Below are 13121 nucleotides of genomic sequence, written 5' to 3'. Positions count from 1 at the left end.
GCTGCTCTTAGCATACAAGGAAGAATTTATATGATTTTTCACATAAAACGAAAGCAACACACCGTTATAAGGTGGAATTTGTATGGTTTTTCATATAAACCAAACTGCGCACTTTCTTAGAGCGGCGGATTTTATACGATTTTTCATCCACAAGTACGAATCGAAATATCCCGGCTCGCCGACCGTGCTAGATCCGCCCGCTCTACCGGACTTCCGTCCGGGAATCGCCGCCCGGGGCCGCCCGGGCTGGCTCAGCTCCGGGACGACTGGCGGTACTCGGTCGGGGATTCCCCGTAGCGGCGGCGGAACTGCTTCGAGAAGTACAGCGCGTCGCGGAAGCCGACCGAAGAGGCGATCTGCTCGACGGTCAGCTCCGGCCGCTCGCGGAGCAGCCGCCGGCCGTGGTCGACGCGCGCCTGCGTCAGGAACGCGATCGGCGTCATGCCGGCGTGGCGCTTGAACACGCGCGACAAATACGCGCGGTTGTAGCCGAGCGCCTCGGCCATCGTCTCGATCGTGACCGGCTCCGCGTACTGCGTCGACAAATACCCGATCACCTGCCGGACGAGCTCTTCGGCATGGGAATCGGGCCGCAGCGACGCGGGGCCCGCCTCGGTCGCCGCGTCCCGCAAGGCGGCCAGCAGCAGGTGCAGGTGCCCCGTCGCTTCCAGGGACGCCGAGCTCTTGCGCGCCTTGAACGCCTCGAAGATGCTCCGGCAATAATCCGCCGGCTCGCGGCGCTCCCCGGTGTCCGCGACCGGATGAGCCGGGCCGAGGCCCGCCGCCTCCGCCAGAGCGGACGCCTGCCGCCCCGCGAACGCGACCCAGCGGTAGCGCCACGGATCCTCGGAGTCGGATTCGTAGCCGACGAGCTGCCTCGGAGGGATCAGGAAGGTGTGCCCGGCCCTCAGCTCCTTTTTCAGATCGCCGATCTTGAACGTCCCCCGCCCGGAGAGCACATGGTGCAGCAAATAGTAGTCCACGATCTTGGGGCCGACCCGATGGTCGGGCTTCGTCTGGCTCTCCCCGGCGAACAGCACCGTCAGCTCGCCGGTATCCTCCGGATCCGTGCTGACGGGATTGGATACGACCCGGTAGGTCGGCGTTTTGCCCATCCGCTTCGTCCTCCTTCCGCGGGATGCGAATCCTGCCTCGTTTTGCCCCCATTGTACCACAACGTTCCCGCCATAGACTCGCCGAAAGTCACATTTCTCCATGCGAAGAACACATCCCGCCATTTTCCGGCCGCGCCGTTTTTGTTTATACTGAGGGTACTCAAATACAGCTTGCCACAAGGAGCGATCATCTACCTTATGCCGCAGATCACGGAATTGAAGAGAGAATTCGCGAGCCGCTTCGGCGGTTCCGAACAAGACGTCCGCGTGTTCCACGCGCCCGGCCGGGTCAACCTCATCGGGGAGCATACCGACTATAACGGAGGCGCGGTGTTCCCGGCGGCCCTGACGTTCGGCACGACGCTGCTTATCCGTCCTCGCAGCGATCGCAGCCTTGGCCTCGCTTCCACGAACTTCCCGCTGTCGCACGAAGTCGAGCTCGACGGCCTAGCCTTCAAGGACGAAGACGATTGGATGAATTACCCGAAGGGGGTCGCTTGGGAGCTGGAGCAGCGCGGAATCCGCCTGTCCCGGGGCTACGACCTGCTGTATCACGGCGAGATTCCGAACGGAGCCGGCCTGTCCTCCTCGGCGTCGATCGAAGTCGTCACGGCGTTCGCGCTTCTGACGATGGAAGGCAAGCCGACGGACACGGTGGAGATCGCCGTCTGGTCGCAGCATGCCGAGAACGAGTTCGTCGGCGTCAAGTGCGGCATCATGGACCAGTTCGCCGTCGCCAACGGCAAGAAGGACCACGCGATCCATCTCGATTGCGACACGCTGAAGTACGAGCTCGTTCCTTTCCAATCCGGGGATTACAAGCTCGTCATCGGCAACACGAACAAGCGCCGCGGACTGGTCGACTCCAAGTACAACGAGCGCCGCGCCCAATGCGAGCAGGCCGTCCAGGATCTGCGCAAGGCGTTCCCGGAGCTCACGCTGCTCGGACAGCTGACGCTGGCCCAATACGAAGAGAACGAGAAGCTGATCGCAGACGAGACGGTGCGCCGCCGCGCCCGCCATGTCGTAGAAGAGATCGACCGCGTCAAGCGCTCCATCGAGGTGCTGCAGCAGAACGACCTCGCCGCGTTCGGCCAGCTGATGAACGCCTCTCACGACTCGCTGCGCGACCTGTACGAGGTGACGGGCGCCGAGCTCGACGCGATGGTCGACGCGGCCCGCCAAGTGCCGGGCGTGCTCGGATCTCGCATGACGGGCGCCGGCTTCGGCGGCTGCACGATCTCGCTCGTGCACAAGGATTCGGTAGAGCGGTTCGTCTCGGAGGTCGGCGAGAAGTACGAGGCGGCTACGGGACTGCACCCGGACTTCTACGTCTGCGACATCGGAGACGGCGTGCGCGAATGGAAGGAGGAGGCGTAACATGGCGGTATTGGTAACGGGAGGAGCCGGCTACATCGGCTCCCACGCGGTAGCGGCGCTGTTGGAGAAGGGCGAGGAGGTCGTCGTCGTCGACAATCTGTACCAAGGGCATCGCGAAGCGCTGCTCGGGGGCAAGCTGTACGTCGGCGACCTGCGGGACGAAGCGTTCCTTGCCCAAGTGTTCGCGGAGAACGACATCGACGGCGTCATTCACTTCGCGGCGAATTCGCTGGTCGGCGAGAGCATGCAGAACCCCGGCAAGTACTATCACAATAACGTGTACGGAACGCTCTGTCTGCTCGAAGCGATGAACAAGGCGAACGTGAAGCGCATCGTGTTCTCCTCCACGGCGGCGACGTACGGCGAGCCGGAGAAGGTGCCGATCGGCGAATACGACCGGACGCTCCCGACGAACGCGTACGGCGAGACGAAGCTGGCGATGGAGAAAATGATCCGCTGGTTCGACCACGCCCACGGCATCAAATTCGTGTCGCTGAGGTACTTCAACGCGGCGGGCGCCCACGAGAGCGGCAAGATCGGCGAGGACCATAGCCCCGAGTCGCACCTGATCCCGCTCGTTCTTCAGGTCGCTCTCGGCCAGCGCGAGTTCATCTCCGTGTTCGGCGACGATTATCCGACCGAGGACGGCACCTGCATTCGCGACTACATTCACGTCAGCGACTTGTCCGACGCCCACGTGCTGGCTCTGGACCGACTGCGCAACGGCGGCGACAGCGCGATTTACAACCTCGGCAACGGCACCGGCTTCTCGGTCAAGCAGGTCATCGACCTGGCCCGCGAAGTGACGGGCCATCCGATTCCGGCGAAGATCGAGGCTCGCCGCGCGGGCGATCCCGCCGTGCTCGTCGCCTCCTCGGAACGCGCCCGGACCGAGCTCGGCTGGAATCCGCGTCGCGACAAGCTGAAGGACATCATCTCCAGCGCATGGGAGTGGCATCGCATCCACCCGAACGGGTACGGCAAGTAAGATACGGGAGGCATCCAGCGACATGAACGCAACCAAGACGATCCCGTCCCCGGCTTCGCCGGCCGAGATTACGAAGAATATTTGGCGTCTGACGGAATTCGCCTTGCGCGAAGGCTTAATCGGGCCGCTCGACAAGGAAGCCGCTGTCAACGCTCTGCTCGACCTGTTCCGCCTGAACGAACCCGCGGACTCCGAGGGCTGGGACCGGGAGCCGATCCCGGACAGCCCCGATTCGCTTCTTGCGCCGCTGCTCGATGCCGCGGCCGAGCTCGGGCTTATCCCGGACGACACGGTCACGTACCGCGACCTGTTCGACGCCCGGATCATGGGCCTCCTGCTGCCGCGCCCGTCGGAGACGGTCTCCCTGTTCTCCGCCATCGCGAGGGAGAAGGGGATCGCGGCCGCGACCGACTGGTTCTACAAGCTGAACATCGATTCGAACTACATCCGGATGGACCGCATCCGCAAGAACGGCTACTGGCTGCACCCGACGAGCTACGGCGAGCTCGAGATCACCGTCAACCTGTCCAAGCCGGAGAAGGACCCGAAGGAGATCGCGCTGCTCAAGACGCTGCCGCAGTCGAATTATCCGAAGTGCCTGCTGTGCAAGGAAAACGTAGGCTACGCCGGTCGGCCGGACCATCCGGCCCGCCAGAACATCCGCGTGCTGCCGGTTCGGCTGCAGGGGCAGGAATGGTTTTTCCAATACTCGCCTTACGTGTACTATAACGAACACAGCATCGTGTTCAACGGCGAGCACGTGCCGATGCGCATCTCGGGCGAGACGTTCGCGCGGCTGCTCGACTTCGTCGAGAGCTTCCCGCATTACTTCGTCGGCTCGAATGCGGACTTGCCGATCGTGGGCGGTTCGATTCTGAACCACGACCACTTCCAGGGCGGGCGGCACGTGTTCCCGATGGAGAAGGCGGAGGTCGATCGCTGGCGCGACAACGCGGAGGAACCGGTCGTGCGGGGCGGCATCGTCCGCTGGCCGATGTCCGTGCTGCGGCTTCGCTCGACGAGCCGGGACGCGCTGCTCCGGACGGCGGGCCGCGTGCTGGACGCCTGGCGCGAATACAGCGACGCGGAGGCGGACATTCTCTCGCATACGGGGGACACGCCGCACAACACGATCACGCCGATCGCCCGCATGAAGGACGACGGCGAGTACGAGCTCGACCTCGTTCTGCGCAACAACCGGACGAGCGCGGAGCATCCGGACGGGATCTTCCACCCGCACAAGGAGCTGCACCATATCAAAAAAGAGAACATCGGCCTCATCGAGGTGATGGGTCTCGCCGTCCTGCCCGGCCGCTTGAAGCAGGAGCTGGCGGAGATCGCGGACCTTCTGTCCGGGCGCTCGGCGTACGACCAGGCGGCGATCTCGGACGCGGCGCATCCGCTCTCGAAGCACGCCGCCTGGATCGCCGGGCTCGTCGCGGCCCACGGCACGTCCGTCGCGCCGGAGGAAGCCGGCCGGCTGCTCGAAGCCGCCGTCGGCGACAAGTTCCGCGACGTGCTGCTCGACGCGGGCGTCTACAAGGACGACGCCGCCGGACGCGCCGCCTTCGGCCGGTTCCTGGCCGCCGTCGGCTTCTAAAACAACTAAATCCCGTCTCGCCGTTTTTCCCGGCGGACGGGATTTTTTTGCGTGGATGGGAAGTGGGAGGAAGAGGGGAACCGGATGACGCGCATGTGCAGGATGGCGGGATGATGGATGAAAGGGAGTAACTGGATGGCTCGCATGGGCGGGGAATCGGCGCGGCGGACGAAAGAGAGGAACTGGATTACGCACTTGCGCGGGGAATCGGCATTGCGGACGAAAGAGAGTAACTGGATTACTCACATGGGGCAGGATAGCGGCATTGCGGTCGGAAGAGAGCGACTGGATCGCTCGCATGGGCGGGAATGCGGCGCTGCGTACGAAAAAGACCGGCCGCATATGAGCGGCCGGCCTTGGATCGGACGGGCGGTCAGCCGCGCAGCTTGCCGAGCTCGGAGACGAGCGCTTCCACTTCGCTGATGCTGAATCGTTCCTTCGAATTCACCATATCGTAGATGTCCTTGATATCCTCGTAACGGTCCACCTGAAAATGAGACGCCTGCATCGCCGCGCCGGAAGCCATTCTCAGCTTCGTCTTGATCGCTTCGATCATGAACTCGACGTTCTCCTTCGTCGCTTGGGACAGGTCCATTCGATTACTTCCTCTCTGATCGCTTGTTGAAGCCCATTGTACCATACCGCCGCCGCCCAGAGGAACGGCGAATAGTGGCGTTCTTCCTCGAGCCGTGATACCCTGTTAGAAAATAGGAGGACGCTCGTCCAAGGAGAGACCGATCCGCATGTCCAACTTACGCCGACGCGAAGCCCAGCCGACGGACGCGGCCGGCCTGCGCGCCTTCTTCGCGGCCGTCGCCGCCGAGCACGGCAAGCGGCCGCTGCCATTCCTCTGCATCGGAACCGACCGCTCCACCGGCGACAGCCTCGGCCCCTGGGTCGGCACGATGCTGGAGCGGGGAGGCTTCCCTCTCGTCATCGGCACGATCGAATCGCCCTGCGACGCCGACCGGCTGCCGGACGTGCTAAGCTCGCTCGCGCCGGGCGCGCCCGTCGTCGCCATCGACGCCTGCCTCGGCCGGCCGGAGAACATCGGGCGCTACGTCGTCGCCGAGGGGCCCTTGCAGCCGGCCCGCTCCGTCGGCAAGGCGTTCCCGCCGGTAGGGACGTACAGCGTGGCGGCCGTCGTCGGCGCGGCGGGGCCGAAGCCGTACTGGACGCTGCAGACGACCTCCCTGCACCGGGTGCTGCTCATGGCGCAGGAGATCGCGGACGCGATCGCCGCGGCGTGGACCGGCGCCGATTTGAATTCGTGGAGAACGATTCGTTACAATAGCGGTAACTCATAAACAGGAAGACGCACTTCATCAACGGCAGCCCACGACGATCTGCCGGAAGGGACGTGACTTATGCCAACCGCAACGCTCAAGAACTCTCTTCAAGTCGCCTACACGGACGAAGGCGAGGGAACGGCGCTTCTCCTGCTGCACGGCTACTGCGGCAGCCGCCGTTATTGGGACGACGTCCTGCCTCTGCTGCGCTCCGAATTCCGGGTCATCGCCCCCGATGCCAGAGGGCACGGGGAGACCCAGGCGACGGAAGGCGCGTATTCCATGGAACAGCTGGCGGAGGACGCTTCCCTTCTGCTGGACGCTCTTCACGTGAAGCAAGCGTTCGTGCTCGGCCATTCGATGGGCGGCTATACGGCGCTCGCCTTCGCCGAGAAGTATTCCTCGCAGCTGCTCGGCCTCGGCCTGCTGCATTCGACGACGTATCCCGACGACGAGAACGGCAAGGCCGGGCGCGAGAAGGTCGCGCAGCGCGTAGCCGAGGAGGGGATCCGCGGGCATATCGACGACCTGATTCCGAAGCTGTTCGCGCCGGCGCACCGGACCTCGATGCCGGATAAGCTGGAGCTCGCCCGCCGGATCGGGTACGGGACGTCGCCGCTCGGGGCGATCGGCGGAGCCCTCGGCATGAAGGAGCGGCCGGACCGGCTGTCCGCGCTCGAGCAGGCTCGCGTGCCCGTGCTGCTGCTGGCCGGCGAGGCGGACGGCGTCATCGGCCCGGAGAAGCGGTTCCCGGCGAGCGGCCCGAACGTCAAGAGCGTGCTGCTTAGCGGCGCCGGGCACATGGGAATGATGGAAGCGCCGGAGGCGTTCGCGGACGCTATCCTGGACTTCGTCCGGTCGGCCTCCGGCGCGGAGAGCCGGTAACATGTTCGACAGGGACTACATGATGCGGATGATCTCCCAGATGGCGGCGGCCATGGGGAGGGTGATGGGGCTCAAAGAGCAGAAGAAGCACGAAGAGGCCCTTCTCGAGATCGACGAATTCCTGAGCAAAGAGCTGCGGATGCGAACGAGGCTGGCGCTTGGCCTGTCGGACGAGGACCTGGTGCAGATGCTGAGCGTCGGCGGAACGCCCAACTACGAATCCGTCGCGATCGTCGCGGCCTTCCTTCAGGAGGAGGGCGACATTCTGAGCGAGACGGGCCGGACGGCGGACGCGGTGCCGCGGTTCGAGAAGGCGCTGAGGCTGATGCTGTACGTGCTCCGCGGGAACGGGCCGATCAAGGGATTCGACCTGGAGGAACGGGCCGAGAGGCTGCTCGGGAATCTGGCGCCGTTCGAGACGTCGGCCGAGACGAAGCGCGCGGTCTGGGGCTGGCGGGAGAGCGAAGGCAGGTTCGCCGACGCCGAGGACTTATTATACGAATTATACGACCAACAGGGCGTGACCCCGGACGAGGGGCGCTCCTTCTACGAACGGCTGGAGAGGAAGTCCGACTCCGAACTGGAGGACGGGGGCCTGCCGCGGCCGGAGCTGCGGGAAGGGCGCCGGCAGTGGGACACGCTGGCGGGAGAGACGACATCATGAACGATTCCAACGAGCAGGCGCGGACGGAGCTGAACGCGTACCTGGCGGAGACCGTGAGCGGCGAGAAGCTGCTCCAAGCGACCTTCAGCCAGCCGCGAAGCAAGGATCCGGAGTCCGCGAAGAAAATCCTGGTGAGACCCGTCCGGTTGAAAAGCGGACTCCGCTACCAGTTCGAACGCCAGGTCGGGAACAAGGCGTTCCATGAGAACGCGGAGCCGGAGCGGGCGGCCGCCGAGATGGCGCGGCTTCTCGCCGAAGACTTCCGGCAGGCGCTCTTCAAGACGCCCGAAGCCGACGTTCAGGTGCTCGTCAGCAAGAAGGGCAAGCCGACGATGCTGAAGGCGGCGCCGACGGCCAAGGGACAAGCGGCGGCCGGAGCGGCCCCCTCCCATAACCGAACGAAGTCTTACGTTCTTCCCGAAGGGGAGCCCGTTCCTTTTCTCATCGAGCTCGGGGTGATGAACCCGGACGGGCGCGTCGTCAAGGCCAAGTACGACAAGTTCAGGCAGATCAACCGGTTCCTCGAGACGGTCGCCGATACGATGCCCCATCTGCCGAAGGACCGGGAGCTTCGGATCGTCGACTTCGGCTGCGGCAAATCCTATCTCACGTTCGCGCTCTACCATCTGCTGGCGGTCAAGGAAGGGCGGGACGTCCGCGTCTTCGGCCTCGATCTGAAGAAGGACGTGATCGAGACGTGCTCGCGGCTCGCCGCCAAGCTGGGCTGGGACAAGCTGCGGTTCGCCGTCGGAGACATCTCGCAGTACAAGGATTCCGCCGAGGTGGACATGGTCGTCACGCTTCACGCCTGCGATACCGCGACCGACGCGGCTCTTCTGCAGGCGATCGGATGGCGGGCGAAGGTCATTCTCTCGGTACCCTGCTGCCAGCACGAGCTGTTCGGCCAATTGTCCCAGCCGCTGCTGAAGCCGCTGCTCAAGCACGGGCTGCTGAAGGAGCGCTTCTCCGCCCTCGTGACGGACGCGATGCGCGGGCAGTTGCTGGAGCTGGCGGGCTACCGGACCCAGATGCTCGAGTTCATCGACTTCGAGAACACGCCCAAGAATCTGCTCATTCGCGCGGTCCGGACGGGACAGCCGGCATCGCCCGAGGTCGTTCGGGAGTACGAGGCGATGCGGGATTTTCTAGGAATTTCTCCCTATATGGAGAGACATGCGACGGGGACTTGGGCCTCACCCTTGAAATTCGCCGACAAATCGAATACGATTCAAATGGACTAGCGAGAATCGCCTTCCTGCTTCTATAAGTCTATATTGTCGAAAAAAACCAGACTATGGTAGAATAAAGGAATTAAGTCCCACAATTTTCGGGAATAGAAATTTGAAAAGGTGAACGCCTTGGGACTCCTTCGACCTGATTTTTTGCTTTTCGTATGCCTTTTCCTACTGTTCGTGGGCGTCATCGCCTTCAATCGGATCACGCAGACTCATAAAGTGTATTTGGCTTTTCACTTTTTGATGATGCTGTGGCCGCTTGGGCAATTCGCCGTCCACATTACCGATTATCCGGAGTACCAGAGCTTCTTCATCCAATTGTCGTTCGCGGCCGTCGGGCTTATCGGGCCCGGCTGGCTGTTCTTCGTTCTGTTCCTGACCGGCCGCACCGCCTTCCTGAAGCCGTGGCGGGTCGTCGCCATCCTCGTGCCGTCGCTGGTGAGCGTCGCCGGGGTCGTCTGGAATCCGAACCATCTGTTCCTGAAGCCATACACCGATACATACGCCGAACGCGAATACGGGCCGCTCTTCTGGCTCCTGACCTTCATTCAATTCAGCTATCTGTTCGTCACCCTGATCAACATGTTCCACGCGCTGAGAGCCGATTCTTCCGTTCATCGGCGGAAGCAGCTCGCCACGACGTTGATCGGGATGTTCGTGCTTACCGTCTTCTCCGTGCTGGACCTGCTCGTCAACGTCCTGCTGGAGGATTCCCTGCCCGTCATTCCGGGTCTCATGTCTCTCGGCATTTTGCTGTCCGACTGCTGCTTCGTTCTCGCCATCTACCGCTACGGGATGTTCGACATTCTCAGCATGGCCCAGCAGGACATTATCGACCACATGACGACCGGAATCGTCGTCATCGACGACAACGGCAAGGTGCTGGAAGCGAATCGGGGATCCGTCCCGTTCGTGCAGACGGCGAAGGGCGAGACGTTCGAGATGGAGAAGTTCCTGGCGCCCCTTCACAACCAGGAGGAAGTCGGGGAGTTCCTGTACCGGTACCGGCATTATCCGCAGGAGAGGCTGCAGACGGAGATCTCGCTGCAGGATTCGCGCCATGTCTCGCTGCAGATCTCCCCGGTCCTCGACGACATGAAGTCGGTGCTCGGAAGGGTCATCACGTTCCATGACGTGACGGAGCTGCGCAAGCTCGTGGACGAGATGAACCGGAAGAACGAAGCGCTTCACGAGCGCAATCTCGAGCTGATCACGATCCAGGAGGAGCTGTACCGGGTCAATCTGAAGCTCGAGCAGATGGCGATCACCGACGGGCTCACCGGCTGCTACAACCGCCGCTTCCTGATGCAGCAGCTGGAGCACGAGGTGCTGCTGAATCTGCGGTATCGGATCCCGTTCTCCATCTTCCTGTTCGACATCGACTTCTTCAAGCAGATCAACGACCGGTACGGCCATCTGACCGGAGACGAAGTGATCCGCCGCACCGCCGACGCGGTGAAGGCCAGCCTGAGGCGCACCGACATTCTCGCCCGCTACGGGGGCGAAGAATTCACCGTCTACCTGCCGCATACGAACCAGGAGCAGGCGGAGCTGCTGGCGCACCGCATCATGCAGGCGGTGGCGGACAACCGCGTCGAAGCGGGGGACGAGGAGATCGGCATCACGATCAGCATGGGGATTATCTCGGAGAACGACTTCGACCGGCAGGTCGACGACGTCAAGGAATATTTGCGCAGTCTGTTCTCGCGGGTCGACGCCGCGCTGTACAAGGCCAAGAACGAAGGACGCAACCGCGTCGTGACGGCATCGTAATCGATAAGCCCGGCAGTCTAGGCGCTCCGCGTCCGAAGGAGCCCATGGAAGGAATCTTGCGATGAGGAAGGGGGAGTCGGAATGGAGCATGCGGGGAAGAGATTCGGCCTGGCCGCCGGGGCGTGCATCGGCGTCGCTGTCGCGGGCGTCGTCGCTTGCGGCGTCGGGATCGAGGGGCACTTGACGTTCGTCGTAGCCTCGGGCTCCGGCTTCGCCGCTTCCCTCATGGCGCTCGGCTGGTTCGTCGGCCGGCATTACGACCGGCTTCGCGCCCGATCCGAGCGGGACAGCCTCACCGGGCTTTTCAACCGCGGCTTCATGGAGCGCTGCTTCCGCCGCCTCTCGGAACAAGCCCGGCGCGCGAACAAAAGGATGTCGGTCACGATCGTCGACGTCAACGACTTCAAGGAGATCAACGACACGTACGGCCACCGGACGGGAGACCGCGTGCTCGCGCAGCTGGCGGAAGCGCTGAAGCTCTGCTCCGACCGGGGGGAGATCGTCGGCCGCTGGGGCGGCGACGAATTCCTGCTGCTGAGCCCTTACGTCGAGAGGGGAACGGACAACGCGCTGCACCGGAACATCGAGGAGCAGATGGAACGATTGTCCCAGAGGGAGAACAAGCGCATCTCGGTCGCGCTCGGCACGGCTATTTTCCCGGAGGAGGGTTCGTCTCTCGATCAGCTCCTGCAGGCGGCCGACCGGAACATGTACGCCGACAAGAACGTTCGCAAGAAGGACGAGGCGTTGAAGCGGCTCAACGCCTAGCGGGACGACCGGCCGATGGCCGCGGACCCGGGCGCCCGGTTCGAAATGGAGAGGAATAGCCTCTGTCTATCGCTATCTCTCCTATGGTATAGTTAGGACATTCATCATACGCCAAGGGCAAACTTGCCGAAAGGCAAGGACGCAAAGCCACAGGGTCTAATGTTCGCGGGAACGATGACAGCCTGGCCGCCGGAATTCTATTCCCCTAAGGGGACGCATTTAACGGCTGAGCAGGCTGCTTCCATTCGTGGAGGCCGCCTTTTTTTATTGTTCCGGACGGCAGCCGCCGGACGTCAGTCGAAGGGAAGAAAGGTGGTAGAGCGTCATGCAGCCGATCGGTGCGCCGCTGCGCAAAGGGTCGTCGAACCAAGAGAAAGAGTATCTGTCGCTGAAGGTGCTGCTCCACTGCCGTACGGTCGTCGAGAAGGCGGACTTCGTCACCACCGGAGTCATGACTCAAGTCGAAGGAGAGCTGTTCGAGATCGAGCTGAACGAATTCGATCTGTTCGAGCTGGGCGAGACGGTGAAGCTGACGGTGTATTCCCCGGCCGGTATCCAATCGTTCCAATCGATCGTCTTCGCCAAGTACGAGGGGGCGATCGCGATTTTTCAGCCTCCGGCGCTCCGCGAGAGGTTCCAGGAGAAGCGGGAGTTCTACCGCGTGAACGCGGAGGGGACGGTGCGCATTCTGCGGGCGGCGAGCGACGACGGCGTCGTCCGGCCGCTTCCGGAGCCTCTCGAGGCCGAGCTGTTCGACATTAGCCTCGGAGGTCTCGGCATCCGGATGCCGGAGAGCCCGCTGATCGAACAAGCCTCCCGCCTCGAGGCCGTCGTCCAGCTGGGCTTCGCCTTCGACTGCGAATTGGCGCTCGTCCGCCGGGAACGGCTGGAGCACGCGCTGCATTACGGAATGCGAATGAAGCTGCTCGACGCGGAGATGCTGCGGCCGCTTCGGGCGTTCGTGCTTCGCCGGCAGGTCGAGATCCAGAGCCGGAATCGCCAGCAAGCCTCCGGCAAGAAGCGGTGAATCGGGGCGCCGAGGGTCGGGAACGGCTGGCGGTTGGCGGTTGGTCGCAATTAGACGGCGAAAGTCGTGTGCAAGGCTAAAAAAAGATTCGGGCCCGTTCACATCGGACGGGAACGAATCTTTTTTTGTTCCGGTCGGCGGTCTTGCGCGGCGGGAGAAGGCGGCTAACGAATCGAGGAGACCTTATTTTGAGATGTATGCGCTTTCTTTATCTGTAACGAATCGAGGAGACGCTATTTCGAGTATAAAGGCCGATTTTCCTGCCCAAGGACGCAAATAAGGCTTTTACGGTTCGTTAGGTTTTCAAATCGGGCACGATTCGTTAGAGCATTTTGAGCGGGCGAGGAGGTAGAGAAGGCGGTGAAGGTAGGGAGGTTGTCAACATCAGTTGAAAATT

The 13121-nt window shown here is 62.8% G+C and carries 12 protein-coding genes and 1 riboswitch; of the genes, 10 read left to right on the top strand and 2 right to left on the bottom strand.

The genetic code is table 11. The annotated features are described in order from the left end of the window. Window positions 1-251 precede the first annotated feature (251 nt). Complete coding sequence (locus H7B90_RS31600) at window positions 252-1115, bottom strand: AraC family transcriptional regulator (protein ID WP_185139892.1); 864 nt, start codon at window positions 1113-1115, stop codon at window positions 252-254. A 198-nt stretch (window positions 1116-1313) separates the two neighbouring features. On the opposite strand from H7B90_RS31600, the gene H7B90_RS31595 reads away from it, so the two are divergent. Genes H7B90_RS31595 through H7B90_RS31585 form a run of 3 tightly spaced genes read left to right on the top strand, consistent with a single transcriptional unit; the run spans window position 1314 to window position 5083 of the window. Beyond that, window positions 1314-2495: a galactokinase gene (locus H7B90_RS31595; protein WP_185139891.1), complete on the top strand. Its 1182-nt coding sequence runs from the start codon at window positions 1314-1316 to the stop codon at window positions 2493-2495. Between the two features lies 1 nt (window position 2496). Then, window positions 2497-3483, top strand: coding sequence for a UDP-glucose 4-epimerase GalE (galE, locus tag H7B90_RS31590; protein WP_185139890.1), 987 nt, complete (start codon window positions 2497-2499; stop codon window positions 3481-3483). Between the two features lie 22 nt (window positions 3484-3505). Beyond that, window positions 3506-5083 carry a UDP-glucose--hexose-1-phosphate uridylyltransferase gene (locus H7B90_RS31585; protein WP_185139889.1) on the top strand — a complete coding sequence of 526 codons (1578 nt, stop codon included), beginning with the start codon at window positions 3506-3508 and terminating at the stop codon, window positions 5081-5083. Window positions 5084-5456: 373 nt separating this feature from the next. Here the strand turns inward: H7B90_RS31585 and H7B90_RS31580 are convergent, their stop codons facing one another. Beyond that, window positions 5457-5678 carry a DUF1128 domain-containing protein gene (locus tag H7B90_RS31580; RefSeq protein WP_185139888.1) on the bottom strand — a complete coding sequence of 74 codons (222 nt, stop codon included), beginning with the start codon at window positions 5676-5678 and terminating at the stop codon, window positions 5457-5459. A gap of 148 nt (window positions 5679-5826) precedes the next feature. On the opposite strand from H7B90_RS31580, the gene yyaC reads away from it, so the two are divergent. From yyaC to H7B90_RS31545, 7 genes are all read left to right on the top strand, one after another. Then, window positions 5827-6390 carry a spore protease YyaC gene (gene yyaC / locus H7B90_RS31575; protein ID WP_185139887.1) on the top strand — a complete coding sequence of 188 codons (564 nt, stop codon included), beginning with the start codon at window positions 5827-5829 and terminating at the stop codon, window positions 6388-6390. Between the two features lie 60 nt (window positions 6391-6450). Further along, entirely contained in the window at window positions 6451-7257 is an 807-nt protein-coding gene (locus H7B90_RS31570; protein WP_185139886.1) for an alpha/beta fold hydrolase, read from the top strand. Window position 7258: 1 nt separating this feature from the next. Beyond that, on the top strand, window positions 7259-7921 hold the full coding sequence (locus H7B90_RS31565; RefSeq protein ID WP_185139885.1) for a DUF6483 family protein: 663 nt from the start codon (window positions 7259-7261) through the stop codon (window positions 7919-7921). Beyond that, entirely contained in the window at window positions 7918-9162 is a 1245-nt protein-coding gene (locus H7B90_RS31560) for a class I SAM-dependent methyltransferase (protein ID WP_185139884.1), read from the top strand. Before H7B90_RS31565 ends, H7B90_RS31560 begins: the two co-directional genes overlap by 4 nt. Before the next feature lie 108 nt (window positions 9163-9270). Next, window positions 9271-10929, top strand: a complete 1659-nt coding sequence (locus H7B90_RS31555) for a histidine kinase N-terminal 7TM domain-containing diguanylate cyclase (RefSeq protein ID WP_281421279.1) — start codon at window positions 9271-9273, stop codon at window positions 10927-10929. Between the two features lie 81 nt (window positions 10930-11010). After that, window positions 11011-11697 (top strand): GGDEF domain-containing protein, encoded by a 687-nt coding sequence (locus H7B90_RS31550; RefSeq protein ID WP_185139883.1) that lies wholly within the window; start codon window positions 11011-11013, stop codon window positions 11695-11697. A gap of 106 nt (window positions 11698-11803) precedes the next feature. Next, window positions 11804-11891, top strand: a riboswitch (cyclic di-GMP riboswitch). A 131-nt stretch (window positions 11892-12022) separates the two neighbouring features. Continuing rightward, window positions 12023-12724, top strand: a complete 702-nt coding sequence (locus H7B90_RS31545) for a PilZ domain-containing protein (protein ID WP_185139882.1) — start codon at window positions 12023-12025, stop codon at window positions 12722-12724. Window positions 12725-13121 lie beyond the last annotated feature (397 nt).

The organism is Cohnella xylanilytica (assembly GCF_014212175.1).
In the GTDB taxonomy this organism is placed as follows: Bacteria; Bacillota; Bacilli; order Paenibacillales; family Paenibacillaceae; genus Cohnella; species Cohnella xylanilytica.
This window is presented reverse-complemented; position numbering and strand designations above follow the sequence as displayed.